The following is a 26,201-nucleotide window of genomic DNA, read 5'->3' as shown; positions in this document are numbered from 1 at the left end:
GGAGAACCACCATGACAAGCGACGACATCGACCGCCTGGCCCGCAAGCGCGCGAAAGCCAAGATGGGCTGGTTCATCCACGCAGCCATCTACGCGATCGTCAATCTCGGGCTGATCGCCCTGTCGGTGGCGACCGGTCGAGCCTGGGCCGTCTTCCCGCTGCTGGGCTGGGGCGTCGGCCTGCTGGCCCATGGGATATCGGTCTGGATGCTGCCGCCGGGCGGCACGCTGCTCGCGCGGATGGTCGAGCGCGAACGCGCCAGGCTGGCCGGCGGCAGCAAGGGAGACCCGTGGTGAAGGCCGGCGCGAGACGCCTTCTGGCGCTGGCGCTGATCGGCTTCCTGGGCCGCGCCGCGTTGGCTGCCACCGGTGTGACGGTGCTGCCGGCGCCGCCGGACACCGGCCCCGTCACGGTGTTCTACCCGACGGCTGCCGCGCCAGGCCGCTTCGTCCGCGGCCCCTTCTCCTTCGATCTGGCCGCCGATGCCGTCCCGCTGCATGGCAACGGCCGCCTGATCGTCATGTCGCACGGCTCCGGCGGCTCGCCCTGGCCGCAGGCCGACCTGGCGATCGCGCTGGTGGACGCCGGCTTCACCGTCGCCATGCCGGAGCACGCGGGCGACAACTACCGCGACATGAGCGACGTCGGCCCGGCCACCTGGCGCCACCGTCCCAAAGAGGTGTCAGAGGCCATCGATGCGATGGCCGCCGACGCGCGCTTCGCGCCGCTGCTCGACTTCAAGCATGTCGGCGTCTACGGCATGTCGGCCGGCGGCCTCACCGCGCTGACCCTGGCCGGCGCGCGCTGGTCGCCCGCCTTGCTGAACGCCCATTGCCAGGCCCATCTGGCGCAAGACTTCCCGACCTGCGTGGGACTGGCAAGCTCGCTCACGGGCAGCATGCTGGACGGCTTGCGCCTGGCGGTCGCCCGCCGCGTGCTCGATTGGAAACTGGGCAACCAGACCACCCTTGAATCCTGGGCCGATCCGAGGATCACGGCCGCAGTCGCGGCTGTGCCCATGGCCGCTCCGGTGGAGATGGCCTCGCTGGCCAAGCCGCGGATCCCCCTCGGACTGGTGCGCGCGGGCCAGGACGACTGGCTCGCCCCGCAATGGCACATCGACGCGGTGCGCGCGGCCTGTGCCACAAACTGCACGCTGGTCGCCGACATGCCTGCCGCGGGCCACGGGTCGATCCTGTCGCCGCAGCCGCCCGACCTGCCTGCCCGCGCGGCCCGGCTGCTGAGCGACCCGCCGGGCTTCGACCGGGCGAGCCTGCCCGCCGTCTACCACGCCATCGCCCGCTTCTTCGTCCAGAATCTGGCGCCATGAAGATTCACTGGCTCAGCGCCGGCCGGCATTACCTGCAAGTCATCGCGTTCTGCTGCGTGGTGGCGGTGCTGACCACCGCCATCTGGCCGAACAAGACCTACCTGATGCAGGTCGGCTATGCCCTGTCGGTGGGCACCGTCGTCTGGGCCGTGATCGAGTTCGGGCGCTATCTCGTCGATGAGCGCAACTGCCATACCGACAGCAGCGGCGGCCATGGCTGGCCGAAGGGCTGGCGCGGCGTGCTGCTGACGGCCGTGGGCATCGGCTGCGGCTTCCTGGTCGGCGACCGCGTGGGCGATTTCCTGTTCAGCTATCGCAATGTCTCGTCGCCGCGCGACAACACCATCAGCCTGGTGATCACGATCGTCACCAGCGCCGCGGCGAGCTTCTACTTCCATGCGCGCGGCAGGGCCGCCGCGCTGACCGCCAAGATCGCCACCGCCGAGCGCGATGCCGGCGAAGCCAGGCTCAAGTTGCTCGAGGCCCAGCTCGAGCCGCACATGCTGTTCAACACGCTGGCCAACCTGCGCGTGCTGATCGCGGTCGACCCGCCGCGCGCCATCGAGATGCTCGATCACCTGAACGACTACCTGCGGGTCACCCTCGCAGGCTCGCGCGCCACCTCGCATCCGCTGGCCTCCGAATTCGACCGGCTGCGCGACTACCTCGAGCTGATGTCGGTGCGCATGGGGCCTCGCCTGCGTTACTCGCTCGACCTTCCGGATTCGCTGCGCGGCCAGCCCTTTCCGTCCCTGCTCCTGCAGCCCCTGGTGGAGAACAGCATTCGCCACGGACTGGAGCCGAAGGTCGAGGGCGGCGACATCTCGGTGCGCGCACGGCGCGAAGACCGTGCCGAGGACGGCGTCTCACGGATCTGCATCGAAGTTCGCGACACCGGCGTCGGCCTGGTCTCGGCGCCGGCGTCGAACCATGAAGGCTTCGGCATCGAGCAGGTGCGCGAACGCCTGGTCACGACCTACGGCGCACGCGGCGGCCTGACGCTGCAGGGAGCGCCCGGCGGCGGCGCGATCGCAACAGTCACATTTCCAGCATGACCCGAATGAGAGTCACAGCCCTGATCGCCGAAGACGAGCCCCTGCTCGCGCAAGCTCTGCGCGCCGAACTGGCTGCGGCCTGGCCCGAACTGGAACTGGTGGCGTGTGTCGGAGACGGACGAAGCGCAGTGCGCGAGGCGCTCGAACAGCTTCCGCAAGTGCTCTTCCTCGACATCCGCATGCCGGGTCTCGATGGCTTGGGCGTGGCCGCCGAGTTGGCCGATGCATGGCCGGTCGACGAGGCGCCCATGCCGCAGCTCGTCTTCGTCACCGCCTACGACGAATACGCGGCGCGCGCCTTCGATGCAGAGGCGATCGACTACGTGCTCAAGCCCATCCAGTCCGACCGGCTGCGCCGCACCATCAGCCGGGTGCGCGCGGCGCTGGAACTGCGTTCATCGTCGCCCGCGCCGCTGGACGATGTGCTCGCCGGCACCCTCGCCCAGTGGCGAAAGGCGCTCGGGGCTGCAGAATCCGCACCCGGCGCTGCCGCACCGCTGAAGCTGATTCCTGCGAGCGAAGCCGGGTCGTCAGGCAACACCATCCGGATGGTGCCGATCGACGAGGTGCAGTACTTCGAAGCGGCGGACAAATACGTTCGCGTGATCACCGCAGGAAACGAATACCTTATTCGCACACCTCTCAAGCAATTGCTGCCGCAGATCGACTCGCAGGTCTTCTGGCAGGTCCATCGCGCGGCCGTGGTGCGCGCCGACGCAATCGAAGCGGTCCACCGCGACGAGGCGGGCAAGCAGCACCTGACGCTGCGTGGACGCGTTGAAAAGATCCCGGTGAGCCGCCTTTATGCGCACCTCTTCAGGGCCATGTAGTCCCGGTCCGACGCAGCAAGAACAAGGCCAGCAAGACAAAGAAAAGGCCGGCCCTTGGAGGGGCCGGCCTTTTCATGTGACAGCAGGCGGTAGGGATGGATGAAGCTGTCGCTCAATAGCGCCAGTGACGGTGGCCATGCCCGTAGTAGTACCCGCGGTAGTACACAGGCGCCGGTCCATAGTAGACGGGCGGCGGCGCGTAATAGACGGGCGCCGGACGGACATAGACCGGAGCCGGGGCCACATAGGCCGCCGGCGGGTAGTACGCCGGCGCTGGTGCGACGTAATACGGTTGCGGCGACGCCACACCCACGGCGACGCCAGGGACGTTGACACCCACCGACCAGGCAACATTGGCTGCGCTCGCGGACGCTGCGGCAAAGAGCGCAGCTGCGGCGACAGCGCCTGCAGTGGCCCATTTGAAGAGTGTGGATCGAGTTGTGCTCATGTCTGGACTCCTGTTTGAAGCGGGCGTATCGATCGCCCATGTCGATATTCAACGCGCCAAGTGTCAACGCGGTGTACGCCGCTCTGTGAAGAAGGTAGCGAAAGGTAACGGGTCTCTAGCGGCACGTAGAATGCGTGAATGACTTCCGCCGCAGCCGACAACGACACCGCCAAGCCTAGCAATTTCCTGCGCCACGTCATCGAAAACGATCTCGAGCAGGGCACCTATTCCGGCCGCAAATGGGGTGGCGACCCCGGCGATGCCGCCCATCACGCCCAAGGCATGCAGGACCCGGCCAAGGTCCGCATGCGCTTTCCGCCCGAGCCCAACGGCTACCTGCACATTGGCCACGCCAAGAGCATCTGGCTCAACTTCGAGCTCGCCAAGGAATACGGCGGCGTGTGCCACCTGCGCTTCGACGACACCAACCCCGAGAAGGAAGAGCAGGAATACGTCGACGCCATCCGCGACGCCGTGAAATGGATGGGCTACGAGCCCGTGATGGCCGACGACCCCGCGCATCCCGGCGCGCGCAACGACCACGTCTACTTCGCGAGCAACTATTTCGACTTCATGTACCGCGCGGCCGAGTACCTGATCACTGCCGGTCACGCCTACGTCGACGAGCAGAGCGCCGACGAGATCCGCGCCACCCGCGGCGACTTCAACACGCCGGGCACCGACAGCCCCTTCCGCGCCCGCACGCCCGAGGAGAACCTGGCGCGCTTGCGCGAGATGCGTGACGGCAAGCTGGCCGACGGCGCCGCGGTGCTGCGCGCGAAGATCGACATGGGAAGCCCCAACATCAACATGCGCGATCCGGCGCTCTACCGCATCCGCCGTGCGACGCACCACAACACTGGCGACAAGTGGTGCATCTACCCGATGTACACCTTCGCGCATCCGATCGAGGACGCGCTGGAGCAGATCACCCACAGCATCTGCACGCTCGAGTTCGAGGATCAGCGGCCGTTCTACGACTGGCTGCTCGACCGGCTTGCCGAGGGCGGGCTGATCGCCTCGCCGCATCCGCGCCAGTACGAATTCGCGCGCCTCAACGTCACGCACATCATCACCAGCAAGCGCAAGCTGCGGCAACTGGTCGAGGACGGCCACGTCGACGGCTGGGACGACCCGCGCATGCCCACCCTCGCGGGCCTGCGCCGCCGCGGCTACACGCCCGATGCGCTGAAGCTCTTCTGCGAGCGCTCCGGCGTGACCAAGTCCGGCGGCTGGATCGACTACGCGAGCCTCGAAGCCGCGCTGCGCGACACGCTCGACCCGATCGCCCCGCGCGCGATGGTGGTGCTCGATCCGGTCAAGCTCGTGATCACCAACTGGGGCGAGCTCATGGGCGGCGACGACGTGCTCGACGAATGCACGGCGCCCGTGCACCCGCACCACGCCGAGATGGGCCGACGCACCTTCAAGCTCGGCCGCGAGGTGTGGATCGAACGCACCGACTACGAGGACGTGCAGCCCAAGGGCTTCTTTCGCCTCTTCCCCGGCAACAAGGTGCGGCTCAAGTACGGCCACGTGATCGAATGCACGGGCGCCACGCGCGACGCCGACGGCAAGCTGGTCGAAGTGCAGGCCAGGCTCGTGCCCGACACCAAGAGCGGCACCCCCGGCGCCGATGCGATCAAGGTCAAGGGCAACATCACCTGGGTCGCGGCCGCGGATGCGCTGCCGGCCGAGGTGCGGCTCTATGAGCGGCTCTTCGCGGCAACGCAGCCCGGCTCCGGCGAGCTGCAGGACGAGCTCAATCGCGACAGCCTCGCGGTGACGCAAGGCTACGCCGAGCCTGCGCTGGCGTCCGCCGCGCAGGGCGCGCCCTACCAGTTCGAGCGGCACGGCTATTTCGTGCTCGATTCGCATGTCGGCGCGGACGGCCAGCGCGTGTTCAACCGGGCGGCCGGGATGCGGGACAGCTGGGGCAAATAACCCAGCCCTCGCGTCTTCAGAGCGGCTTCGTGAGATAGACCGCTTCGCGCCCCACGATCACGCGCTGCGCCGGCATGAACACGGTGCAGTCGTCGCACGGGGCGCGGATCTCATCGGGCCCGTTGTTGGCGATGAGTTCGCCCTTGGCGAAGGTCTCGAAGCCGATCAGCGGCCGCACGAAGCGGAAGTCCTCGGACTCGATGACGTGCGTCTGCAGCAGCTCGTAGCGCCGCTGCGGTGCGGGCGGAGCGGCGGGCTCCCTGTCGATCAATCCGAAATGCGCCAGGAAGCGCAGCGTCACCTCGGTCGCGAGGTCGGCCGCCGACTGCTTGAAATGCTGGCCGCACTCGACCACCACCGCCGCGCCCGGCGCATCGGCGCCGGCGTGCAGGCCGTGCTGGATCAGCGGCGTGCCCGAACCCAGGCCCGCCGGCATCACGAGATGGACCGGCGGCAGGCCGATCGCCAGCGCGACCTTGGCGTTGCGTTCGTACGCGGGGTAGACCCAGAAGGGCACGACGTCCTGGCTGGTGGAGTGGATGTCGAGGATGTGGTCCGCCGCCGCCACCACCGGCCGCAGCTCGCGCGCGCGGCGCAGCTCGGGGCTGTCCTCAGGACCGTCCAGCCAGTCGTCCGACCAGATGCGGTTGAGGTTGTGCACGATCTGCCGGTTGTCGAAGGGCTTGGCCGGATCGAAGGCGTTGTAGGCCTCGACGTGCGCGAAGCTCACGGTGAGCGTGCCGGCCTGGGGGCGCACGCCGCTGTCCAGCAGATGCGTCGCCGCGACCATGCCGCAGATCTCGTTGCCGTGGGTCAGCGCGTTGATCAGCACGTGCGGCCCGGGCTTGCCGGATTCGAAGCGGTGGACGTAGTCGACGCCGGTGTTGCCCTGGCGGTAGGCCGAAATGTCGCGCGGACGCACTTCGAGATCAGGATTCTGTGCCATTGAAGAGATGGATCCTCGGATGAAAAACAGCCGCGCTGCCGGATGCGCAAGTTTGCTACACCTTGGCAACGCGTGCCCGCCGGCCCCTGACAGCCGCCCATTGGGCCGTAGACTCGCGGGCCATCCGTGAGAACACCCGTGACAAGATCCCCTCCATGTCCCTGACCGCTGAAATGCGACGGTCGATCGACCAGATTCGCGACTATCTCTTTGGCGGCGGCTATCCCGATCCCGTCGGCAATGCGGAGCAGTTGTCGTTCCTGTTCTTCTTCTTCCTCTCGGAGACCATCGACGACGAGAACGGAAAGCGCGCCGAGGTCCTGAAGGAGCCCCATGCGAGCATCTTCGATGGCGAATGGCCGCTGCATCGGGCTGAAAACGCCACCCTGCCCGCCGTCCGCGAAGGCGGCCCGACCGCGACCGTGCTGCACACCGCCACGCAGGCGATCGCGCGCAGCCGTTTCCGCTGGTCCTTCTGGGCCCGGGAGCTGGCAGGCGATCCGCTCGTGCAGTTCGTGCGCGACGAGGTGTTTCCGTTCTTCGCCGAAATCGGTGCGGCCGGCGCGCATGACTTCATGCGCGGTGCGCGCCTGGGCATCACCGATCCGACGGTGCTGACGCAGGTCGTCCGGCTCGTGGACGACCTGGATCTGGCCGAGGCCGACTCCGACACCAAGGGCGATCTCTTCGAACACGTGCTGCGGCAGATCAGGCAGGCCGGCGAGCTCGGCCAGTTCCGCACCCCGCGCCACATCATCCGGCGCATCGTCGAGATGGTGGACCCGGCCATCGGCGAAACCATCTACGACCCGGCCGCGGGCACGGCCGGCTTTCTGGTGGCCGCCTACAACCACATCCGCCTTGCGCACTCGTCGCCCGAGGCGATCGCCCTGACCGAGGTCGAGGGCAAGATCCAGCAGCGCGGCCTCGGCGACCTGCTGACGCCTCATGATCTCGACACGCTGCAGAAGCGGACCTTCCACGGCAACGACGTCGACCCGAAGATGGTGCGCCTGGCGACGATGAACCTCACGCTGCGCGGGCTCACCCAGGTGCGCATCCTGCAGCGCAACGTCCTCACCTCGATGCTCGACGACGCCCGCAAGATCGAACTCGGGCAGCCGCGCGAGGGCTACGACGTGGTGCTGGCGAATCCGCCCTTCTCGGGCCGCGTGGACAAGGCGCGCATCGTCGACGCGGTGCGCGTCGGCAGCACGACCAGCACCGAGCTTCTCTTTCTCAAGTACATGCAGGACAGCCTGCGCGAGGGCGGCCGGGCCGCCGTGGTGGTGCCCGAAGGTGTGCTGTTCGGTTCGTCGGGCGCGCACCAGGAGCTGCGCCGGCAGCTGGTCGAGAACAACCGGGTCGATGCGGTCCTGAGCCTGCCGGGCGGCGTGTTCCAGCCCTATTCGGGCGTGAAGACCTCGGTGCTCTTCTTCCACAAGGGCGGCCGCACCGGCCAGGTGCTCTTTCTTCACGTGGAAGAGGACGGCTACGAGCTCGACGCCAATCACGACACGCCCAACGAGGACGACGACCTGCCGCGCCTGACCAAGGTGTATGCGCAGCGCGATACCTCGCTTTCGCAATGGGAAGCCCGCGAGCCCGAGGCCGAATGGAACGAGAACTGGTGGTTCGCCGATGCGGCCACGCTGCGCTCGAACAACTACAACCTCACGGCCAGCCGCTATCGCCCGCTCAGCGAAGCCCAGGCCGGGCACCTCCATCCGCTCGAGCTGATCGACGACGTGATCGCCAGGGAGCTCGAATTCGCCCGGGAGATGGAGACCCTGCGCATCATGGTCAGGGAGATGGACAAGTGACGGCGCCACGGATCGCGCTGCGGGAGGTGGTCGAGGCGAAGACGGGCACCATGAACCCGTCCGCCTGGCCCGACGATCCGATCACCTACGTCGATGTCACGGCGGTCGACAACAGGACGAAGGCCATCGCCGGCGCTCGCACCCTGCGCGGCGCCGAGGCGCCGGGCCGAGCACGCAGGCTGCTGCGCACGGGCGACGTGCTGGTCTCCACCGTGCGGCCGAATCTCAATGCGGTGGCGCTGGTGCCCGAATCGCTCGACGGCGATGTGGCGAGCACCGCCTTCTGCGTGCTGCGCGCGACGCCGCGCGTGCTGCCCGAGTACCTCTACTTCTTCGTCCAATCGGGACACTTCATCCGCCAGCTCGACAAGCTGGCCAAAGGTGCGCTGTACCCGGCGGTCTCCGACTCTTGCGTACTCGACCAGATGATTCCGCTGCCGCCCCTGGAGAAGCAGCGGGGCATCGTCGACATGCTGCTGTGCGCGCGACGCGCGCTGCGCCAGCGGCGCGAGATCCGCGAACGGACGGCGCAACTGCTGCCTGCGCTCTATGGCGACGCCTTCGGCGATTCGGTGAGCAACCCGAAGGGCTGGCCCGTGGTGCCGCTCGAAAGCCTGCTGAAGGCCTCGCCGCAGAACGGGCTGTACAAGCACCGGTCCGCCTACGGCGAAGGCACGCCGATCGTGCGGATCGACAGCTTCAATGAAGGCGAGATGTGCGAACCGGCACGCCTGAAGCGACTTCGCCTCGACGACGGGGAAGCGCAGCGCTACGTGCTCGCCGAGGGGGACATCCTGGTCAATCGCGTCAACAGCACGGATCACCTGGGCAAGAGCGTGCTGATCCGCACGCTGCCGGAGGCGACGGTGTTCGAGTCGAACATGATGCGGCTGGTCGTCGATCCCGAGCGCGCGTTGTCGCAGTACGTCTTCTCGGCGCTGCAGACGACGCGCACGCGGCGGCACTTCCAGCTCAACGCGAAGCGGGCGATCAACCAGGCGAGCCTGAACCAGCAGGACCTGAAGGCCCTGCCGGTCATGCTGCCGCCGCTCGCGAAGCAGGCGTCCTTCGCGCGCTACGCCGACACCGCCGCCTCGGCGCGCGCGACCGAAGCGCAGTTGACCTCGACCGCGGAGGCCACGCTGGCCTCGCTGCTCGCGAAGGTCTTCGGCTGAGCATGCATCCGGATCACCTGGCCTTCGCCTCCGCAAGCTGCTTGCGCCGGTACTCGCCCTGCCGCGCGAACATCCAGCCCGGGTATTCGGCCGGCAGCCGGCTCACGGCGTCGAGCTGCTCGAGCTCGGCCGCGCCCAGCGCGAGCTTCGTCGCGGCGATGTTGTCCGCGAGCTGATCGGGCCGCTTGGCGCCGATGATGACGCTGGTCACCTGCGGCTGGTGGAGCAGCCACGCCAGCGCGACCTGCGCGACCGACACGCCGTGCGCCTTCGCGATCGGTCGCATCGCATCGACGCAGTCGAACGCGCGGTCCTTGTCGACCGGCGGGAAGTCGAAGGTGGTGCGGCGGCTGCCCGGCTCGGCCTGCTGCTCGCGCCCGTACTTGCCGCTGAGCAGGCCGCCCGCGAGCGGGCTCCACACCATCAGGCCGACGCCTTCGCTGGCCAGCATCGGCACCAGTTCGCGTTCGAGATCGCGGCCGGCCAGGGTGTAGTAGGCCTGCAGCGATTCGAAGCGCGAGAGGCCCAGCCGCTCGGCCACGCCCAGCGCCTTCGCGATCTGCCACGCGGCCCAGTTGGAAACGCCGACGTAGCGGACATGGCCCTGCCGCACGAGCTGGTCGAGCGCGCGCACCGTTTCCTCGATCGGCGTGGCCGGGTCGAAGCCGTGGATCTGGTAGAGGTCGATGTGGTCGAGCTGCAGACGCTTGAGGCTCGCCTTCACGCCGTCCATGATGTGCCCGCGCGAGGCCCCGCGCGCGTTCGGCCCCGGCCCCATCTCGCCCAGGACCTTGGTCGCGACGATCACGTTCTCGCGCGGCACCTTGAGGTTCCTCAGCGCCTGCCCGGTGATCTGCTCCGCGCGGCCGCCCGAGTACACGTCGGCGGTGTCGATGAAGTTGATGCCGGCATCCAGCGCCGAGCCGACCAGCCGCTCGGCATCGGCCTGCTGCAGGTCGCCGATATGGGTCCAGATGCCCTCGCCGCCGCCGAAAGTCATGGTGCCAAGGCAGAGTTCGGACACGAAAAGGCCGGTGCGGCCCAAGGGAAGGTAACGCATGGGAAGGATCTCCTTGAAGCGAATCCGCGAGCATAGGGGGCCGCAGGGAATCTTGCAGGCGCCGCGACCGCATCCTTTAGTGCGTCTGGATCGTCATGGAGACTTCACATCCATCCGGCGCCGCCGGAGAAAGGACCCACCTCATGAAGCGCATGATCCGATACCGGCTCAAGGCCGACCGCGTGGCCGAGAACGAGCGTCTCGCCGCCGCGGTGTACGACGAGCTCCACCGCGTCCGCCCCGCGGGCCTGCGTTACGCCACCTTCCGGCTCGACGATGGGGTGAGCTTCGTCCACCTCGTGTCGTACGAGGAGGACGGCGCGAACAATGCCCTGACGTCGCTCGCGTCGTTCAAGGCATTCGCGGCGGGCGTGCGCGATCGCTGCGAAGATCCGCCGGTCACCACCGAACTCAAGGAGATCGGCTCGTATGGCTTCTTCGGCCGATGAAACGGATTCGATCATCGCGGCCCTCGACGAGGGCCGCCGGCGCTTCCTGGCGCTGGTGGGCGACATCCGCCCCGAACTGCACCGCTATTGCACGCGGATGACCGGCTCGGTCGCCGACGGCGAGGACGTGGTGCAGGACACGCTCGCACGGGGCTACTACCAGTTGCCCGAGCTGAAGGAGCTTCCGCCGCTGCGGCCCTGGCTCTTTCGCATCGCGCACAACCACGCCATCGACCACCGGCGGCACGAGGCGCACCGGGCTGCGGAGCCCATCGACCTCGCGCTGGACCTGGCCGAGCGCGAAGACCGCGAGCCCGAGCAGGCGCTTGCGCGCAGCCAGGCGGTGCATGCGGCCCTCTCGTGCTTCATGCAGCTTGCGCCGGCGCAGCGTGGCTGCGTGATCCTCAAGGACGTGCTCGACCACTCGCTGGAGGAGATCGCCGAGGAACTGGAACTGAGCGTGCCGGCCGTCAAGGCGGCCCTGCATCGCGGGCGCGCCGTGCTGCGCGAGTTGTCGCAGCCCACGGCCGACGCCCGGCCCGCCGCACAACCCGTCTCGCCGGAACTGGTGCGCTACGCGACACTCTTCAACGCGCACGACTGGGACGGCGTGCGCGCGATGCTGGCGGACGACGTGCGTCTCGATCTGGTCTCGCGGCGCAAGTCCGCCGGGCGGCGCGAGGTCAGCCTCTACTTCGGCAACTACGGGCGCGTGAGCGACTGGCATCTGGTGCCGGCGCATCTCGACGGTCGCGAGGTCCTGGCAGTGATGCGCGAACCGGGTGCCGCACGGCCCGGCTATTTCATCGAGATTGAATGGCGCGATGCGCACGTGGTCGCCATCCGCGACTACCGCTATGTGCACTACATCGCCCAGGAGGCGGCGCTGGTTCCGGCACGCTGAAGCCCTCGCGCGCAGTTCCGATCAGCGCACCGCCACCCCCCAAGGCAGCTTGCCGACCGGGACCTCCGCGGTCCGGGTGTTCGTTGCCGTGTCGATGACCGACACGGTGCCGGAACGGCCGCAGGCCACGTAGAGCTTGCTGCCATCGGGCGTGAGCGCCATGTTCCACGGCCGTTGCCCCACCGGGATGGTCGCGACGACCGTGTCGCTCGCCGTATCGATCACCGACACGCTGGCATCGCCGCCATTCGACACGAAGACGCGCCTGCCGTTCGGGTGCACCGCGATGCCGTTGCTGCGCAGGCCCGCGCCGATCCTCTTCAGCACGCCGAACGAAATCGCGTCGATGACGAAGACCTCGTTCGAGTTCTCAGCGGCAACGTAGGCTCGGTGTCCGTCCGGCGAGAAGCCGATGCCGCGCGGCCGCGCACCCACGGGCACCTGCGCGACCTGCTGGCGCTTCTGCACGTCGATGATGTCGACCGCGCCGCCGTCTTCAGCGCTCACGAACACGATCTTGCCGTCCGGCGAGAAAACGGCATGCTCGGGGTTCTTGCCGCGCACCTTCACGACGAATGCCTTCAGCTTGCTGCGCGTGTCGACGAAGGCCACGTCGTTCGATTCCTCCACCGCCGCCGCCACCCAGCGGCCGTCCGGCGAGATGCCGACACCCTCGGGCGATTCGCCCAGGTCGATGCTGCCGGCCACCCGCCGGCCGGCCAGGTCGATCAGCACCAGGCGGTTGTTCGGCTGGTCGCTCACGTAGGCCGTGCGTCCATCCGCACTGATGGCCGTGCCGCGCGGCTTCTTGCCGGCCGCGATGTCGGCCACCACCTTGTCGGTGGCCGTGTCGATCACGCTCAGCGTGCCCGATCCTTCGTTGGGCACGTAGGCGAACGGGGCCGCCGCCGCGAGAAGCGGAACGGCCAAGACGCACCCGAGCCATCGATGCCAAGACAGACGCCGGAACTTCATGCGACCCCTCCTTCCAACATTCGAATCCTAGTTCAGCATGCGCGCGAAGACGCCATCGCGGTCCAGCACCGCATGCTTGAGCGCCGCGAGCACATGCCCCACGATGAGCGCGCTGAACACCACAGCCGTGGTGAGGTGCACGCCTTGGAAGAACGCATACACCGACGGCAGCGGCGGCCCCCAGGGCGGCAATGCGATCCCGAAGAAGCTGATGCCGAAGCGGATGAAGTTCGACGCGATATAGCCCGACAGCGGCATCACCGCCATGCAAACGTAGAGCGCCGCGTGCATCGCCCGCGCGGCCCGGCGCTCGGCCTCCCCCATCGTTGCAGGCCAGGGCGGAGGCGGATGCGAAAGCCGCCAGCCGAGGCGCACGGCGATCAGCAGGCCCAGCACGATCCCGAGCGACTTGTGCAGATTGACCACGCCGGAACGCTCCGGCGTGGCGCGCGGCGCGATCTCGTCCAGCACGAAGCCGAAGGCGATCTGCCCGAGCAGCGCCGCAGCCAGCAGCCAGTGCAGCCAGACGGCGGTGCGCGTGTAGCGCGCGGAGGGCAGCACCTGCGGACCCGGGGTCGATATTGGTGATATACCGTGCATATCGTGAATAGCGTGCATTGGCATGCCGACGCATCTCAGAGGCCGCTCACGAAGTGAGCGAGATTCTCGATGTCCTGCGCGGTCAGCGTGTTCGCCACGCTGGTCATGTTGCCGGCGTCGTTGGTGCGCCTCCTGGCCTTGAAATCGGTGAGCTGCTTGACGATGTAGTCGTAGTTCTGCCCCGCCACGCGCGGAATCTCGTTCTGCCCGGCGAAGCCGTGGAGGTGGCACATGGTGCAGAGCGTCTCTTCGGCCTTGAGCTTGCCGAGCTTCACCTTGTCGGCATTGGGAACGAACTTCTGGCGTGGCGGCTTCTGCGCCGAGAAGTAGTTGGCGAGCTCATGCATGTCATCCCGGGTCATGCCGATGTGCAACATGACTTCGTTGGTCCGCCGCCCCTCCTGGAAGTCGCGCAACTGCAGATAGATGTAGCGCGAGTTCTGCCCCGCAATGATCGGATAGACCGGCATGATCGGCTGCCCGTCGGCCCCATGGCAGGCCGCGCACGCTGCCGCCTTCGCAGGCACCGCCGCTTGCTGCGCCCAGGCCAAGCCGCTCGCGAAGACCATCCAGCCCCCGAGCGTCAACGCCGCCAAACCCAAGGCACCCGCGGAACCGGCTCTGCCGGCCCGCTGGGTGCGCCCCCTTGAGGGGATGTCCGAGTCACACGAAGAGGACGAGGCTGGGGATGTTCTCATTACAACCCGAACACGACCACGGAGTTGCCGCGCTTGAAGTCGATCTGCGTGTTGCCGCCCGCCGCCACGGCGATGTACTGCTTGCCGTTCACGCTGTACGACACCGCCGGCGCGTTCACGCCTGCGCCGCACTGGTACTCCCACAACTTCTTGCCGGTCTGCGCATCGAAGGCGCGGAAGAAGCCGTTGCCTTCGCCGTTGAAGACCAGGTTGCCGCCGGTCGCGAGCACGCCGCCGATGAGGGGCTCGGCCGTGTCGAACTTCCACGCCAGCTTGCCGGTGTCGAGATTCACCGCGGCGAGCCGCCCCCACTGCTTCTCGGCAGGAATCACCTTGAAGGCGCCGCCCAGCCAGAGCTTGCTGCCGCCGGGGTACTTGGCTTCCTCGACGTGGTAGGTCATCGGCTGATGCAGGTTCGCCGCGTAGGCCATGTGCAGGTTCGGGTTGATCGCCATCGGGCTCCACTCGACGCCGCCGTTGGCGCCGGGAAGCATGCGTGCGCCGTCCTTGGTCGGCAGCACCCACATGCTCTCCTGGGGAATCATCGCCTCGCTGTAGCGGATCAACTCGCCGGTGGCGCGGTCGTGCACATAGACGTGCCCGGTCTTGCCGCCGTGGATCGCGACCTTGCGCATCCTGCCGTCCTTGCCCTTCGCCTCCGTCAGGATCACGGGCGATGCCGCGTCGAGGTCCCACACGTCGTGCGGCACGTACTGGTAGTGCCACTTGTAGGCACCGGAGTCCAGGTCGATCGCCACGATCGAGTCGGTGTAGAGGTTGTCCCCCGGCCGCTCTGCACCGTAGAGGTCCGGGCTCGGGTTGCCGACCACGAAGATCACCGATTTGGTTTCCTTGTCGATCGCCGGCGCCATCCACACGCCGCCGCCGAGCGTCTTGTAGAAGTCACCGCCGGCCTTCTCGAACTGGGCCTTCTCGGCCGCGATGTCGCGCAGCATGTTGCGCTGCGTCGCATCGTTCGGCGCCCAGACGCCTTCGTGGCCCTTCTCGGGGATGGTGTTGAAGGTCCACAGCAGCTTGCCGTCGTTCGCATCGAAGGCCTTCACGAAGCCGCGCACGCCGTATTCGCCGCCGTTGGTGCCGATCAGGATCTTGCCGTTCACCGCCACCGGGGCCATGGTCTCGGAGTAGCCTTGCTCGGGATCCGCGATCTGCGAGGACCACAGCAGCTTGCCGGTCTTCGCATCGAGGGCGACCAGCTTGGAATCGAGCGTGCCCATGTAGAGCTTGTCGTCCATGACCGCGACGCCGCGGTTGTTCGGCCCGCAGCAGAAGGTCGTGACCGGCCCCATCTTGTGCTTGTAGTGCCAGAACTCCTTGCCCGTCGTCGCGTCGAGCGCGTAGACGTGGTTGTACGACGTGGTGACGAACATCACGCCGTCGACGACGATCGGCGCGGTTTCCATCGACTCGACCACTTCGGTCTGGAAGGTGAAGACCGGGTGCAGTTTCGAGACATTGGCCGTGTTGATCTGCTTCGCCGGATAGAACCGGGTCTGCGCATAGCTCATGTTCGAGTGCAGGAAGTTGTTCGCATCCTTGTCCGCGGCGTCGAGCTTCTGCTGCGGCACCGAGATCGTCTTGGGTACCGGCGAGCCGGTCGTTCCCTGGTTCGGCACTTCGGCCTGGCCGAAGGCACCGAAAGAGACGAGGCCGAGCACCGGCCCGGCAACGAGCGTCCGGCGCAGGTGATGCTGGAACTTGGTCTTCTTCATCGCGGGTCTCCTCAGGCTTTTTTTGGAAGCCTCTTTGGCCACCGCGGCGACCCGGGAACCGGCGTCGCAAGGTGCGATGCGGGGCGATGGTGGATGCGCACCCGCGAAGGGCTCCAGCCGCTCGGCAGATGGCGGCCCTGCCCCACCTCGCTTGCAAGCGTAGCCACATTCAGGTCCACTGAATAGCGGATTCTTTCGGTGCACCGCAGCATTCGATGATTGGAGAACCCGCCATGAACAGCCTCTCCTCACCGCTTCGCCATGGACTGCATTCGCTCGTGCCCTGGGCCTTCGCGCTTGCGCTCGCCACATCGCTCCTCGGCGATGCAGCGGCACAGGCTGAGTCCGACCCCAGTCCCCATGCGCAGCTGCTCGTCGCAGCCCGGCAAGGCCAGATCGAGCGCGTGAAGGAGCTGCTTGCCAACGGCGCTTCGGTCAACGCCCGCAACCCCGTGGGCAAGACGCCTCTCTTCATCGCCTGCGAGAAAGGCAACACCGCGCTCGGCATGCTGCTCATCGATGCCAAGGCCGACGTCAATCTCGCGTCCACCGCTCGCGTCACGCCCTTGATGGCCGCCAGCTACAGCGGCGAAGCCGAACTCGTGAAGCGCCTGCTGGCCGCCGGCGCGCGCACCGATCCGGTGGACCGCATGAACAAGTCAGCGCCGGTGTATGCGGCCGCCCAGGGCAATACGGCGGCGCTCGACGCGCTGCTCGGCGCGGGCATCGACGTGAATGCGACCTACGAGCACAAGCTCACGCTCCTGATGTGGGCCGCAGGGCAAGGACATGCGGACACGGTGCGCCTGCTGCTCGCGCGCGGGGCAAAGGCCGACATGCGCGATGACCGCGGCCTGACCGCCTTCGACATTGCGCGCGGCGCCGGACAAGCCGCCGTGGCGGAGGCGGCCGGACTGCATTGATCGCCATGCGGCTTGGATCACTGCTGAGCCGCAATGACTGAAATGCAGCTCATGACGGCGTGTCGGAATTCGCCTTGTCCCCATCCGGCTTCGCGCCTTTCCTGCGCGCGGCGCGGGCATCCTTCTTCGCCTGCCGCTCGGCATCGAGCCGCCGCCCTTGCGCCAGCCACTGCGCGAACTCCTCGGGCGTCTCCAGCGTGATGCGGCCCATGTTGCCGCTGCGGAACTCGTGCATCACGATCTCGGCCGCCTTCTGCGTGTTGACCTTGCCCTTGCCGAGCAGTGCGCCGCGCTTGCGGCCGATGGCGTCGAGCACCTCGTCGTCGGCAAGGCCCGCGATCGGGTCGATCCTGAAGCGCGCCTCGACCAGCGCCGCGTAGTGCTGCTTCAGATACGACAGCAGCTCCAGCGCCACCAGTTCCTCGTCGAAGGCATTGCGCCCGACCGCGCCGCTGGCCGCGAGGTTGTAGCCGCTCTTGGCAACGATGATGCGCGGCCACAGCATGCCGGGCGTGTCCCACAGGTAGAAGTCATCGGCCAGCACGATGCGCTGCTCGAGCTTGGTGATGCCGGCTTCGTCGCCCGTCCTGGCCTTGCGGGTGCCGGTCAGGGTATTGATGAGTGTCGACTTGCCGACGTTGGGAATGCCGCAGATCAGCACCCGCATCGGCTTGGCCATGCCGCCGCGATTCGGCGCCAGCGCGTGGCAGGCATCGATGAGCTGGCGCGCGGGTGCCGTCTGGCTCGCGTCGAGGCCGATGGCGCTGGTGGCGGGCTGGGCGTTGTAGTGGGCGAGCCAGGCTTCGGTGCATCCCGGATCGGCGAGGTCCTGCTTGTTGAGCACCTTGAGACCCGGCTTGTGGCCGGTGAGATCGGCCAGCATCGGGTTCGCGCTGGAGCCGGGCAGCCGGGCGTCGAGCAGTTCGATGACGACGTCGATCTCCTTGATCCGGTCGGCGATGGCCTTCTTGGTCAGGTGCATGTGACCGGGGAACCACTGGATGGCCATCGCGAATGTCTTTCTCACTGTCGTTGAAGGGGAGCACGGATTGTCACCCGGGCATCCATGGCCCCCGGGTTTTCACGAATCCGGCGTTGCGCCGTCCCTCCAGCCGTCCACCATTCGTCACGAATGCCCGGCAAATCGTCCCCGGTGCGCACCGGGCCGCATGCCGGTGCCCTACCATGCGCGCCGTTCGAGGAATAACAACGTGACCATCAACCGGCGACATGACATCGATGCATTGCGGGCCATGGCCTTCGGCCTGCTCATCCTCTACCACGTGGGGATGTACTACGTGGCCGACTGGCCCTGGCACCTCAAGAGCGTCCATGCCAGCGAGTGGTTGCGATGGCCCATGGTGAGCGTCAACGTCTGGCGCATGGACCTGGTATTCCTGGTGTCGGGCGTGGCCTTCGGCTTCCTCTGCCGGGGACGCCGACCGATGTCGCTGATCGGTCGTCGCGCGGTCCGACTCCTGGTGCCATTGCTCTTCGGGATGGCCTTCATCGTGCCCTATCAGGCTTATGTCCAGGGCGTCGCCAACGGACTGGTGGCACCGGGTTTCGGGGCCTTCATGGCGCGCTATCTCTCGGGCGGCCCCTGGCCGAAGGGCGCATTCGACGGCTCGGACTTTCCGATGACGTGGAACCACCTCTGGTATCTCGCCTATCTCTTCGCCTACACGGCCGTCCTGGCGTTGCTGATGCCGGCGTTCCGCTCGGCGCCGGGCCTGCGGATCCGGGCGGCGTTCTTGGGCCTGCGCGGATGGCGGCTGCTCGCCGTCCCGGCGCTGCCGGTACTGCTGTTCACGCTGTGGCTGGCGCCGCGGTTTCCGGTCACGGACGATCTGGTGCACGACTGGTACCAGCACGCGCTGTTCTTCACCGTGTTCCTCTACGGCTTCTGGATGAGCATCGATGAAGGCATCTGGTGCGAGCTGGAGCGCCTGCGCGGCTGGGCGGCGGTGATCGCCCTGGGGTGCGTCGGGGCCTATCTCTTGCTGCGCTTCACGAGCGTGGGTCCGGAAACGGCCGCCTGGATCGCCCGCAGCCTGCGCACCGTGTACCTCTGGAGCGTGCTGGTCGTGATCCTGGGCTTCGCGCACCGCCACCTGAACCGGCCCTGGCCATGGCTCGGCTGGGCCAACGAGTCCGTCTATCCCTGGTACATGCTGCACCAGACGCTGATCATCGCGGGCGCCGTCACGCTTGCACCGCTGCGGCTCGGGCCGGTGTTCGAACCGATCGGAATCATCGTCGCCACCGTGGCCGGCTGCTGGCTGCTGACCGATGCCCTGATCCGGCGCTTTCGCTGGCTGCGCCCCCTGTTCGGCCTGCGTCGGCAGCAGTTGCAACAGCCGTCGCCGAATGCAAGCACCGGCGTTGTGGGCATTTGAACCTGGGCGCGGCAGCACGCATGCTAGAGGCTTGTCCACCTGCCGCGAAAGGTGCAAGACATGCAGATCCAGGTCAACACGAGCAACGGCGTTGCGAACAAGGAAGCGCTGGAACGATGGGCCGACGGACAGATCCGGCAGACCCTCGGCCGCTTCGCCGACACCGTGACGCGCATCGAGGTTCACCTCAGCGACGAGAACCATGACGCCAAGGGCGGCGCCGACAAGCGCTGCGTCATGGAAGCCCGGCTCGTCCATCACCAGCCGCTGGCCGTCACCCAGCATGCAGCCAGCCTCGACGAGGCGTTCCGGGGCGCGTCGGACAAGCTCAAGCGCTCGCTCGACAACGCGGTCGGCCGTCTCTACAACCACCGCGACCGCGAATCGATCCGCACGGGCCCTGATGGGGCGACCGACGAGGGGAATACCCCTTGAGTCCATCCAGGCCCAGGCCACGCGACGCATTTCGCGCCGCGCGGGCGCTGGCATGGATGCTGCTCGGTTGCGGACTCGCCGATGGCGCGCTCGCGGGGAGCATCAAGGGCAAGGTGATGTTCGCCGGCGCCCTGCCCGCGACCGCCAAGATACCGGTCACCATCGACCAGTACCTGTGCGGCCAGGAGAAGCCGGCGGACGACCTGCAGGTCTCCTCCGCGCGCGAGATCCGCAATGCGGTCGTATGGATCGAGAACGCGCCGCCCGGCGCGGCGGCCCCGGCCGCGCAGAAGGTGGAGGTCGACCAGAAAGGCTGCACCTTCGTGCCCCGCGTCGTGGTGGTCCCGGCGGGCGGCACGGTGGACTTCCTCAACAGCGACCGGCTGCTCCACAACATCCACGCCACGCCGAAGGACAACGTCTCGTTCAACCGCACGCAGCCGATGGGCCGCACGATCCCGGTCAGCTTCGCGCAGCCCGAGATCGTCCGCATCAACTGCGACCTGCATTCGTGGATGACCGCATGGGTGGTGGTCGCGGCGCACCGCTTCTATGCGATCACGGGGCCGGACGGCGGCTTCGCCTTCGACGACCTGCCGCCGGGCCAGTACCGGCTGCAGGTGTGGCACGAGCGGCTCGGCACGATGCCGGCCAGCGTCACCGTGGGCGAGCAGCAGCCGGGAGAGGTCAAGGTCGAGATGCGGATGCGCTGATCCTCAAGGAACCACGTTGATCTTCTTCGACGCCTCCCAGGCGGCCGAATGCGTCGGCTCGGCGATCGCGCGCAGCGACCCGCCTTCGTCCAGCGCCACCGTGAAGGTCACGGTCGGCGACGAGTAGACCGGATGCAGGTAGGCGCGCGCGATCTCCACCGTGTCCTTGTAGAGAGCGATGTAGCGCACGAAGTGCTCCTGCAGCGACGGATGAGGCGACTCCGCGCCGATGCTGATGGTCACGTTGAACCACGCGCCGCGCTTGACGCTGTCCGGCGCGGTGATCTTCGGCGTGTGCTTGCCGTCGAAGCCCTTGTGCAGTTCCCGGAACTCGGGCGTGAACTGCTGCGCCTGGTCTTCCTCGCCGTGCGCGGCGAAGGCCATGCAAAGGCCCATCGCGAAGGCCAGCGCCGCCGCGACCGGCCGGGCAGCATCCGAAGAATTCCTGCTCATGTGACCCTCCTCGCGTCCATCAGAGGTCGGGAAGAAACTGCTTCACCATCTTCAGCAGCTCGCTCGGGCTGTAGGGCTTGGCGATGTAGCTCGATGCACCGGCCTGCATGGCCTTGTCGCGGTCGCCGCTCAGCGCATACGAGGTGATGACGATCACCGGGATGTGACGCGTGTCGGCCTCGGTGGTGAGCAGCTTCGTCGCATCGAGGCCCGACATCTTCGGCAGCTGCACGTCCATCAGGATCAGGTCGGGCAATTCGCTGCGCGCCAGCGCGACGCCGGTCTCGCCGTCCGCCGCCTCAAAGAGCTTGCAGGCCGACCGGCTCAGCAGTTGCCGGACGATCTTGCGGTTGTAGGCGTTGTCCTCGACGTAGAGGATCTTGCGCTCGCTCATTGGGAAACCTCCGTGCTTCGCACTGCGGTGCGAGCCCCCTTCGGAACGGCCGGGCGGGAGCTCATGAACATTCTCCGCCCGCGCGCAGGGGCACGGAAAACCTGAAGGTGGAGCCCTTGCCCAGTTCGCTCTCGACCCAGATGCGGCCGCCGAGGCGCTCCACGAACTTCTTCGAAATGCTGAGGCCCAGTCCGGTGCCGCCGAACTCGCGCGTGATGGTGGTGTCCACCTGCCGGAACTCGGTGAAGATGTTCTCGAGCTCCTCCTGGGCGATGCCGATGCCGGTGTCGGAGACGCTGTAGATCAGCTCTTCGCCCGCTAGCGCAACCGCGATCTCCACCCGTCCCTTGCGCGTGAACTTGAGCGCGTTGCCGACGAGGTTGGTGAGGCACTGCGTGAGCCTGCCGCTGTCGCCGCGGGCGATGGGCAGGTCGTCGGGAACGTGCGCGGTGAACGCCAGGCCCTTCTCGGCCGCGATCGAGCGCAGCGCGGTGCGCACCGTGTTGACCACGTCGCTCACCACGTAATCCTCGAGCGCGAGCTCCATGCGCCCGGCCTCGATCTTCGACAGGTCGAGCACGTCGTTGATCAGCCGCAGCAGATTGCGTCCGTTCACCTGGATGTCGCCGAGCGGCTCCTTCAGCTCGGCGGGCACGTCGCCGTAGAGGCCGTCCATCATCATCTCGCTGAACCCGAGGATCGCGTTCATCGGGGTGCGCAGTTCGTGGCTCATGTTCGCGAGGAACTCCGACTTCGCCTTGCTCGCGCCGGACAGCTGCTCGTTGAGATCGACGAGCTCCGCGGCAGCCCGCCGCTGCGACTGGTCGAAGCGCTGCAGCTGCTGGCTCATGTGATTCATCCGGTCGGCGAGCGCACCGAACTCGTCACGGTTGGGCACCGAGATTTTGCGCCCGAAGTTGCCGGCAGCGACATCGTCGAGAAAGACATGCGCGGCGCGCACCGGAAGGATGAAGGACCACGAGATCACGAACCCGCACAGCCACGCGAGCAGCACCGCGCTCACCGCGAACGCCGAGGTCAGGACGAGCGAACGGCGGTTGGCCGCGCTCACGCTGTCGCGCAGGCGGGCCATGCGGTTCTGCTCCATCTCAACGAGCTGGCCCATGTAGAGCGCGATCTGCGCGTCCAGCCGCTCCTGGCGTTGCAGCAGATCGGAGGTGATGCGCTCCAGGTTGCCGTCGCGAATCGCGTTCGCGATGTCGGCCACCACGCCCATCGCATCGTCCTGCGACGCACGGATGCGGTCGATCAGGCCCTTTTGTCCGAAGCCGCTCGCGGTGTCGAGCTTGGCCAGCGATTCATTGAAGCGGTTGTTTTCGCGCAGGATGCGCTCGATCGCGACCTCGTCCTTCGACAGCAGCGCGAGCGCGGTGAAGTGCATCTGCCGGTCCAGCACATGCTGGCTCTGCTGCGACCAGTCGACCCGCTCGTGCGCCTCGTCGAGCAGGCGGCTCTGTTCGGTGGTGTTGACCAGCATCATCAGGCTCGCCACCGCCATCGCGATGAACAGCAGCGTGATGATCAGGAAGGCGAGCAGCAGCTTGGTGTGGACCGAGGCGCGAACACGCGCCACCCTTTGCACCAGCCCGGAGAAGGGTGACCGCTTCAACACCCGCGTGACAAGCTGCTCGAGTTTGATGCCGGGCTCCCTCAATCGGTCGAAGGGCCCTCCCTTTTGCAGCGGATGGTCCGCGACAACGCGGCCAGCGTCAAGGTTCGGCGCTCAGCGCCCGCGCGCGTTCGCCATCGCCTTGCCGACTTCGTTGCTGCCCTGCGCCGCGCCGCTTTGCGGGACGATCTCGCCGCTGCGGTCGGTGACTTCGGCGAGACTTGCTGCGAGGCGTTCGGGCGCATCGGCGCCGAAGCCGATCCACGCGCCCTGCGTGAGCGTGATGTGCGCGGCCTCGAAGGCGCCTGCGCCCGCGCAAAGGATGGCGCGGGTCGGCGCGTCCTGGCTCGCGAGCACCAGCATCGCGGGCACGACCGCCTCGGGCTTCAGCGCGTCGAGCACCTCCTGCGGCATCAGGTCCTCGGTCATGCGCGTGGCGGCGGTCGGCGCGAGGCAGTTCACGCGGATGTCGTTCTTCGCGCCTTCGAGGCTCAGAGTCTGCATCAGGCCCACCAGCGCGAGCTTGGCGGCGCCGTAGTTGCTCTGGCCGAAATTGCCGTACAGGCCCGAGGAGGACGTCGTCATCACGATGCGGCCGTACTTCTGCTCGTTCATGATGGGCCAGACGGCCTTGGTGCAATGCACGGCGCCCATGAGGTGGACGTCCATCACGAGGCGGAAATCGGCGAGATCCATCTTGGCGAAGCTCTTGTCGCGCAGGATGCCGGCGTTGTTCACCAGGATGTCGACGCGGCCCCAGGCATCCACCGCCTGGCGCACCATGGCCTGGACCGCGTCGAAGTCGGTCACCGAGGCGCCGTTGGCGATCGCCTCGCCGCCGGCGGCCCGGATCTCGTCGACCACCGCCTGCGCCGCGGTCACGGAGCCGCCGGAACCGTCGCGCGCACCGCCGAGGTCGTTCACCAGAACCCTGGCGCCGCGCGCCGCGAGGGCGAGCGCATGCTGGCGGCCGAGGCCGTTGCCCGCGCCCGTGACGATGGCGACGCGGCCCTTGAAATCGAGATTGCTCATGCTGGAAAGGCTTTCGTTGGAGTCGTTGACGCGCAGCGTTTTACCCCAGAAAGCAGATGCCCCGGGCCGGTGACATCCCCGGCTCAGTCGTGTGGGTGACTCAGTCGCTCGCAGTAATCCAAGAGCAGTTCGATTTCGGCCGACTTGTCGAAGAAGGCGTCGGCGCCCAGCGCCTTGGAGCGCGCGCGCATATCCGGCGTGGCGTAGTTGCTCAAGACCACCACCTTCTGGTCCGCGCGCCGTTGCCGGCAGGCGTCGATCACGCCAAGCCCGTTGCCCTGGTCGAGAAACAGATCGACGATGGCCACGTCCCAGGCGTCGCGGTGGTCCTTGAGCCAGTTGACCGCCTCGTCCTCGCCGCTCGCGTGGGCGACCACGACCGCGTCGGCGATGTCCTCGAGAAACCCGGTCAGGTTCTCGCGGATGACGGGGTTGTCTTCGACCAGATAGGTCTTGAAGGGCATGGCGTGCATGGGCAGTCGGTTGCAGGGGGTGGCGGTATGACCACCTTGATGCCCATTTTCCTCATGGCTGGCCGCACCCGGGTGAGCCTTGGCGGCCAATTCGGGTAGGCAGGAACCTACCCAGCCATATCGTCGGCCGCCCGGGCCGCGCGGCTCAAAGTGCCGCGCTCTGGCTCACCGGCCCGTCCGCCAGTTCCGGCCAATGGTTCTTGAAGCCGAGCCGGGCGGGCGACACGTACTGCTCGCGGTAGATCTCGAACGGCATGGTGTCGCTGGCCTCGATGCGCTTCTGCTCGCCGAGCGATTCGCGCGAAAGGCGCTCGAACTCGGCGCGCTGTTCGGCCGAGAACGGCAGCGCCAGCAGGGTTTCGCGCGTCTTCGCCGACTGCGCGCGCACGAAGCTCACGAAGGAATCGTTGTACGACGCCTTCATCGCCGCCAGCACGCGGGCGGACGGCAGGATCGACGGGTCCTTCAGCGCGGCGGCGGCGGCCTGCACCGCCTCGGCGTGCTTCGAGCCCCCGTGCGCCGCATCCAGCGCCGCGGCGACGGGCTCGAATTCGCGCAGCAGCTCGCTGCCCCACTCGGCAAGCAGCACCGGCTTGCCGGCACGCCGCAATTGCAGGCCGGGCTCGCGGCCGCGCGCAGCGGTCAGATGCTGGTTGTGCCCGAGATCGGCGATTTCCTCGCGGGTATCGGGCGGGCTGTCGGTGAGCAGGCAGTGCAGCAGGAAGACGTCGAGGAAACGCATCGTCTCGGCATTGATGCCGACCGGCTCGAAGGGGTCGAGGTCCATGAGCCGCACCTCGACGTATTCCACGCCGCGCTCGCGCAGCGCATGCAGCGGACGCTCTCCCGGGTAGATCACGCGCTTGGGGCGGATGGTGCCGTAGAACTCGTTCTCGATCTGCAGCAGCGTGGTGGCGAGCTGGTTGTAGTCGCCGCCGAGGTTGCGGATGCCAATGGCCTCGTAGGCGGGCCACGGGCGGGTCAAGGCGTCCTGCAGCGACGCCGCATAGCCGTCGAGGCTGTTGTAGCTCACGGCCAGCGATGCCTGCGCCTCGCTCTGGTAGCCCAGGCGCCCCATGCGCAGCGACGTGCCGTGGGGCATGTGCATGCTGCCCTCGCCGATCGGCAGCAGCTCGTGCGGCCGGCCGTCGACGAAGCTCGAACACAGGGCCGGCGAAGCGCCGAACAGGTACAACAGCAGGAAGGCCTGGCGCCGGAAATTGCGGATCAGCGCGAAGTACTGTTCGCTCGACACCTCCGGCAGCGACCAGTTGTAGTGGATGCCCGAGATGGTCTGCATGCGCCGGCCGTAGCGGTGGCTCAGGCCCATGCGGTAGACGCTCTTGGCGCGGCCCACGTTCGACGAGCCGTAGAGCCCGATCGGGATGGTTTCATCGGTGGGCAGGCCGCAAGGCATGCTCGACACCCAGAGGCGCTCGTCGCCGACCTCGTCCAGCACGCGGTAGGTGAACTGGTGGATCTGCACCAGTTCCTGAAGCACCGTCTCGACGTCCTTGTGCGCGCCGGTGATGAGCTCGACCTGCGACTCGCTGAAATCGGTCGTGATGTGCGGATGCGTGAGCGCCGACCCCAGGGCGCCCGGATGCGGCGTCAGCGCGAGCTTGCCGTCGGGCTGCGCGCGCAGGCTTTCCTTCTCGATCCCCCGCCGCACGCCCCTCAGCCGCGCGGCCGAGAGCGCTTCAAGGCGCTCCTTCAAATTGTTCATGTGGATATAACCCATCCGTTTTCGTGGGGCTGGAAGGTAGCACGCCAAAAAGA

The 26,201-nt window shown here is 67.4% G+C and carries 27 protein-coding genes; 13 read left to right on the top strand and 14 right to left on the bottom strand.

Features of this window, described 5'->3' with window-relative positions; translation table 11 throughout:
• Nucleotides 1–11 precede the first annotated feature (11 nt).
• The 4 genes from VAR608DRAFT_RS24965 to VAR608DRAFT_RS24950 are packed head-to-tail and all read left to right on the top strand — an operon-like array spanning nucleotide 12 to nucleotide 3,215.
• Nucleotides 12–296, top strand: a complete 285-nt coding sequence (locus tag VAR608DRAFT_RS24965; protein WP_088956515.1) for a 2TM domain-containing protein — start codon at nucleotides 12–14, stop codon at nucleotides 294–296.
• Nucleotides 293–1,330 (top strand): alpha/beta hydrolase family protein, encoded by a 1,038-nt coding sequence (locus VAR608DRAFT_RS24960; RefSeq protein WP_231972954.1) that lies wholly within the window; start codon nucleotides 293–295, stop codon nucleotides 1,328–1,330. The genes VAR608DRAFT_RS24965 and VAR608DRAFT_RS24960 overlap by 4 nt, the downstream gene beginning before the upstream one ends.
• A complete protein-coding gene (locus VAR608DRAFT_RS24955; protein ID WP_088956514.1) occupies nucleotides 1,327–2,385 on the top strand; it encodes a sensor histidine kinase in 1,059 nt (352 codons plus the stop codon). Before VAR608DRAFT_RS24960 ends, VAR608DRAFT_RS24955 begins: the two co-directional genes overlap by 4 nt.
• A gap of 5 nt (nucleotides 2,386–2,390) precedes the next feature.
• Entirely contained in the window at nucleotides 2,391–3,215 is an 825-nt protein-coding gene (locus VAR608DRAFT_RS24950) for a LytR/AlgR family response regulator transcription factor (protein ID WP_088956513.1), read from the top strand.
• Between the two features lie 112 nt (nucleotides 3,216–3,327).
• Here the strand turns inward: VAR608DRAFT_RS24950 and VAR608DRAFT_RS24945 are convergent, their stop codons facing one another.
• Nucleotides 3,328–3,663, bottom strand: coding sequence for a hypothetical protein (locus tag VAR608DRAFT_RS24945; RefSeq protein ID WP_088956512.1), 336 nt, complete (start codon nucleotides 3,661–3,663; stop codon nucleotides 3,328–3,330).
• A 138-nt stretch (nucleotides 3,664–3,801) separates the two neighbouring features.
• Here VAR608DRAFT_RS24945 and VAR608DRAFT_RS24940 point away from each other — a divergent pair, with 138 nt between their 5' ends.
• The gene (locus VAR608DRAFT_RS24940; RefSeq protein ID WP_088956511.1) at nucleotides 3,802–5,607 is read left to right on the top strand and encodes a glutamine--tRNA ligase/YqeY domain fusion protein; all 1,806 of its coding nucleotides are present in this window, start codon (nucleotides 3,802–3,804) and stop codon (nucleotides 5,605–5,607) included.
• A 16-nt stretch (nucleotides 5,608–5,623) separates the two neighbouring features.
• On the opposite strand, the gene VAR608DRAFT_RS24935 is transcribed toward VAR608DRAFT_RS24940, so the two are convergent.
• The gene (locus VAR608DRAFT_RS24935) at nucleotides 5,624–6,553 is read right to left on the bottom strand and encodes a succinylglutamate desuccinylase/aspartoacylase domain-containing protein (protein WP_088956510.1); all 930 of its coding nucleotides are present in this window, start codon (nucleotides 6,551–6,553) and stop codon (nucleotides 5,624–5,626) included.
• A 155-nt stretch (nucleotides 6,554–6,708) separates the two neighbouring features.
• Here VAR608DRAFT_RS24935 and VAR608DRAFT_RS24930 point away from each other — a divergent pair, with 155 nt between their 5' ends.
• Both VAR608DRAFT_RS24930 and VAR608DRAFT_RS24925 read left to right on the top strand, forming a co-directional pair.
• A complete protein-coding gene (locus VAR608DRAFT_RS24930; protein ID WP_088956509.1) occupies nucleotides 6,709–8,376 on the top strand; it encodes an HsdM family class I SAM-dependent methyltransferase in 1,668 nt (555 codons plus the stop codon).
• The gene (locus tag VAR608DRAFT_RS24925) at nucleotides 8,373–9,551 is read left to right on the top strand and encodes a restriction endonuclease subunit S (protein ID WP_088956508.1); all 1,179 of its coding nucleotides are present in this window, start codon (nucleotides 8,373–8,375) and stop codon (nucleotides 9,549–9,551) included. The genes VAR608DRAFT_RS24930 and VAR608DRAFT_RS24925 overlap by 4 nt, the downstream gene beginning before the upstream one ends.
• 13 nt (nucleotides 9,552–9,564) lie before the next feature.
• On the opposite strand, the gene VAR608DRAFT_RS24920 is transcribed toward VAR608DRAFT_RS24925, so the two are convergent.
• Complete coding sequence (locus tag VAR608DRAFT_RS24920; protein ID WP_088956507.1) at nucleotides 9,565–10,611, bottom strand: aldo/keto reductase; 1,047 nt, start codon at nucleotides 10,609–10,611, stop codon at nucleotides 9,565–9,567.
• A gap of 143 nt (nucleotides 10,612–10,754) precedes the next feature.
• On the opposite strand from VAR608DRAFT_RS24920, the gene VAR608DRAFT_RS24915 reads away from it, so the two are divergent.
• Complete coding sequence (locus VAR608DRAFT_RS24915; protein ID WP_088956506.1) at nucleotides 10,755–11,060, top strand: hypothetical protein; 306 nt, start codon at nucleotides 10,755–10,757, stop codon at nucleotides 11,058–11,060.
• Nucleotides 11,041–11,964 (top strand): RNA polymerase sigma factor, encoded by a 924-nt coding sequence (locus VAR608DRAFT_RS24910; RefSeq protein WP_088956505.1) that lies wholly within the window; start codon nucleotides 11,041–11,043, stop codon nucleotides 11,962–11,964. The genes VAR608DRAFT_RS24915 and VAR608DRAFT_RS24910 overlap by 20 nt, the downstream gene beginning before the upstream one ends.
• A gap of 21 nt (nucleotides 11,965–11,985) precedes the next feature.
• Here VAR608DRAFT_RS24910 and VAR608DRAFT_RS24905 read toward each other — a convergent pair whose 3' ends face one another.
• From VAR608DRAFT_RS24905 to VAR608DRAFT_RS24890, 4 genes are all read right to left on the bottom strand, one after another.
• Nucleotides 11,986–12,939, bottom strand: coding sequence for a beta-propeller fold lactonase family protein (locus VAR608DRAFT_RS24905; RefSeq protein WP_088956504.1), 954 nt, complete (start codon nucleotides 12,937–12,939; stop codon nucleotides 11,986–11,988).
• A 27-nt stretch (nucleotides 12,940–12,966) separates the two neighbouring features.
• Nucleotides 12,967–13,500 (bottom strand): cytochrome b, encoded by a 534-nt coding sequence (locus VAR608DRAFT_RS24900; protein WP_231972953.1) that lies wholly within the window; start codon nucleotides 13,498–13,500, stop codon nucleotides 12,967–12,969.
• Between the two features lie 74 nt (nucleotides 13,501–13,574).
• Complete coding sequence (locus tag VAR608DRAFT_RS24895) at nucleotides 13,575–14,108, bottom strand: c-type cytochrome (protein ID WP_088956502.1); 534 nt, start codon at nucleotides 14,106–14,108, stop codon at nucleotides 13,575–13,577.
• 128 nt (nucleotides 14,109–14,236) lie between these two features.
• Complete coding sequence (locus VAR608DRAFT_RS24890; protein ID WP_088956501.1) at nucleotides 14,237–15,970, bottom strand: pyrroloquinoline quinone-dependent dehydrogenase; 1,734 nt, start codon at nucleotides 15,968–15,970, stop codon at nucleotides 14,237–14,239.
• Nucleotides 15,971–16,203: 233 nt separating this feature from the next.
• On the opposite strand from VAR608DRAFT_RS24890, the gene VAR608DRAFT_RS24885 reads away from it, so the two are divergent.
• On the top strand, nucleotides 16,204–16,893 hold the full coding sequence (locus tag VAR608DRAFT_RS24885) for an ankyrin repeat domain-containing protein (RefSeq protein WP_157731115.1): 690 nt from the start codon (nucleotides 16,204–16,206) through the stop codon (nucleotides 16,891–16,893).
• A 49-nt stretch (nucleotides 16,894–16,942) separates the two neighbouring features.
• Here VAR608DRAFT_RS24885 and ylqF read toward each other — a convergent pair whose 3' ends face one another.
• Nucleotides 16,943–17,902: a ribosome biogenesis GTPase YlqF gene (ylqF, locus tag VAR608DRAFT_RS24880; RefSeq protein WP_088956499.1), complete on the bottom strand. Its 960-nt coding sequence runs from the start codon at nucleotides 17,900–17,902 to the stop codon at nucleotides 16,943–16,945.
• A gap of 208 nt (nucleotides 17,903–18,110) precedes the next feature.
• Here ylqF and VAR608DRAFT_RS24875 point away from each other — a divergent pair, with 208 nt between their 5' ends.
• The 3 genes from VAR608DRAFT_RS24875 to VAR608DRAFT_RS24865 are packed head-to-tail and all read left to right on the top strand — an operon-like array spanning nucleotide 18,111 to nucleotide 20,440.
• A complete protein-coding gene (locus VAR608DRAFT_RS24875; protein WP_231973599.1) occupies nucleotides 18,111–19,292 on the top strand; it encodes an acyltransferase family protein in 1,182 nt (393 codons plus the stop codon).
• 60 nt (nucleotides 19,293–19,352) lie between these two features.
• On the top strand, nucleotides 19,353–19,727 hold the full coding sequence (locus tag VAR608DRAFT_RS24870) for an HPF/RaiA family ribosome-associated protein (protein WP_088956497.1): 375 nt from the start codon (nucleotides 19,353–19,355) through the stop codon (nucleotides 19,725–19,727).
• On the top strand, nucleotides 19,724–20,440 hold the full coding sequence (locus tag VAR608DRAFT_RS24865) for a carboxypeptidase regulatory-like domain-containing protein (RefSeq protein ID WP_157731114.1): 717 nt from the start codon (nucleotides 19,724–19,726) through the stop codon (nucleotides 20,438–20,440). The genes VAR608DRAFT_RS24870 and VAR608DRAFT_RS24865 overlap by 4 nt, the downstream gene beginning before the upstream one ends.
• Nucleotides 20,441–20,443: 3 nt before the next feature.
• Here the strand turns inward: VAR608DRAFT_RS24865 and VAR608DRAFT_RS24860 are convergent, their stop codons facing one another.
• The 6 genes from VAR608DRAFT_RS24860 to gshA all read right to left on the bottom strand — a co-directional run bounded on the left by VAR608DRAFT_RS24860 (nucleotide 20,444) and on the right by gshA (nucleotide 26,148).
• Entirely contained in the window at nucleotides 20,444–20,893 is a 450-nt protein-coding gene (locus tag VAR608DRAFT_RS24860) for a desulfoferrodoxin family protein (RefSeq protein ID WP_088956495.1), read from the bottom strand.
• A gap of 19 nt (nucleotides 20,894–20,912) precedes the next feature.
• Entirely contained in the window at nucleotides 20,913–21,287 is a 375-nt protein-coding gene (locus VAR608DRAFT_RS24855; RefSeq protein WP_088956494.1) for a response regulator, read from the bottom strand.
• A gap of 61 nt (nucleotides 21,288–21,348) precedes the next feature.
• A complete protein-coding gene (locus VAR608DRAFT_RS24850; RefSeq protein ID WP_157731113.1) occupies nucleotides 21,349–22,917 on the bottom strand; it encodes a sensor histidine kinase in 1,569 nt (522 codons plus the stop codon).
• A 114-nt stretch (nucleotides 22,918–23,031) separates the two neighbouring features.
• Complete coding sequence (locus VAR608DRAFT_RS24845) at nucleotides 23,032–23,949, bottom strand: SDR family NAD(P)-dependent oxidoreductase (RefSeq protein ID WP_088956492.1); 918 nt, start codon at nucleotides 23,947–23,949, stop codon at nucleotides 23,032–23,034.
• Between the two features lie 83 nt (nucleotides 23,950–24,032).
• Nucleotides 24,033–24,413, bottom strand: coding sequence for a response regulator (locus tag VAR608DRAFT_RS24840; RefSeq protein WP_088956491.1), 381 nt, complete (start codon nucleotides 24,411–24,413; stop codon nucleotides 24,033–24,035).
• A 154-nt stretch (nucleotides 24,414–24,567) separates the two neighbouring features.
• Nucleotides 24,568–26,148, bottom strand: coding sequence for a glutamate--cysteine ligase (gene gshA, locus VAR608DRAFT_RS24835; RefSeq protein WP_231972952.1), 1,581 nt, complete (start codon nucleotides 26,146–26,148; stop codon nucleotides 24,568–24,570).
• Nucleotides 26,149–26,201: the final 53 nt, after the last annotated feature.

This window comes from Variovorax sp. HW608, assembly GCF_900090195.1.
Lineage (GTDB): Bacteria > Pseudomonadota > Gammaproteobacteria > Burkholderiales > Burkholderiaceae_C > Variovorax.
This window is presented reverse-complemented; position numbering and strand designations above follow the sequence as displayed.

Bases quoted from the DNA above. Each gene is read 5' to 3' on its own strand.
- VAR608DRAFT_RS24855 (WP_088956494.1), bottom strand. From the start codon at position 21,287: ATGAGCGAGCGCAAGATCCTCTACGTCGAGGACAACGCCTACAACCGC.
- gshA (WP_231972952.1), bottom strand. From the start codon at position 26,148: ATGAACAATTTGAAGGAGCGCCTTGAAGCGCTCTCGGCCGCGCGGCTG.
- VAR608DRAFT_RS24885 (WP_157731115.1), top strand. From the start codon at position 16,204: ATGAACAGCCTCTCCTCACCGCTTCGCCATGGACTGCATTCGCTCGTG.
- VAR608DRAFT_RS24910 (WP_088956505.1), top strand. From the start codon at position 11,041: ATGGCTTCTTCGGCCGATGAAACGGATTCGATCATCGCGGCCCTCGAC.
- ylqF (WP_088956499.1), bottom strand. From the start codon at position 17,902: ATGGCCATCCAGTGGTTCCCCGGTCACATGCACCTGACCAAGAAGGCC.
- VAR608DRAFT_RS24920 (WP_088956507.1), bottom strand. From the start codon at position 10,611: ATGCGTTACCTTCCCTTGGGCCGCACCGGCCTTTTCGTGTCCGAACTC.
- VAR608DRAFT_RS24965 (WP_088956515.1), top strand. From the start codon at position 12: ATGACAAGCGACGACATCGACCGCCTGGCCCGCAAGCGCGCGAAAGCC.
- VAR608DRAFT_RS24945 (WP_088956512.1), bottom strand. From the start codon at position 3,663: ATGAGCACAACTCGATCCACACTCTTCAAATGGGCCACTGCAGGCGCT.
- VAR608DRAFT_RS24940 (WP_088956511.1), top strand. From the start codon at position 3,802: ATGACTTCCGCCGCAGCCGACAACGACACCGCCAAGCCTAGCAATTTC.
- VAR608DRAFT_RS24935 (WP_088956510.1), bottom strand. From the start codon at position 6,553: ATGGCACAGAATCCTGATCTCGAAGTGCGTCCGCGCGACATTTCGGCC.
- VAR608DRAFT_RS24905 (WP_088956504.1), bottom strand. From the start codon at position 12,939: ATGAAGTTCCGGCGTCTGTCTTGGCATCGATGGCTCGGGTGCGTCTTG.
- VAR608DRAFT_RS24845 (WP_088956492.1), bottom strand. From the start codon at position 23,949: ATGAGCAATCTCGATTTCAAGGGCCGCGTCGCCATCGTCACGGGCGCG.
- VAR608DRAFT_RS24930 (WP_088956509.1), top strand. From the start codon at position 6,709: ATGTCCCTGACCGCTGAAATGCGACGGTCGATCGACCAGATTCGCGAC.
- VAR608DRAFT_RS24895 (WP_088956502.1), bottom strand. From the start codon at position 14,108: ATGGTCTTCGCGAGCGGCTTGGCCTGGGCGCAGCAAGCGGCGGTGCCT.
- VAR608DRAFT_RS24915 (WP_088956506.1), top strand. From the start codon at position 10,755: ATGAAGCGCATGATCCGATACCGGCTCAAGGCCGACCGCGTGGCCGAG.
- VAR608DRAFT_RS24950 (WP_088956513.1), top strand. From the start codon at position 2,391: ATGAGAGTCACAGCCCTGATCGCCGAAGACGAGCCCCTGCTCGCGCAA.
- VAR608DRAFT_RS24870 (WP_088956497.1), top strand. From the start codon at position 19,353: ATGCAGATCCAGGTCAACACGAGCAACGGCGTTGCGAACAAGGAAGCG.
- VAR608DRAFT_RS24860 (WP_088956495.1), bottom strand. From the start codon at position 20,893: ATGAGCAGGAATTCTTCGGATGCTGCCCGGCCGGTCGCGGCGGCGCTG.
- VAR608DRAFT_RS24890 (WP_088956501.1), bottom strand. From the start codon at position 15,970: ATGAAGAAGACCAAGTTCCAGCATCACCTGCGCCGGACGCTCGTTGCC.
- VAR608DRAFT_RS24840 (WP_088956491.1), bottom strand. From the start codon at position 24,413: ATGCCCTTCAAGACCTATCTGGTCGAAGACAACCCCGTCATCCGCGAG.
- VAR608DRAFT_RS24955 (WP_088956514.1), top strand. From the start codon at position 1,327: ATGAAGATTCACTGGCTCAGCGCCGGCCGGCATTACCTGCAAGTCATC.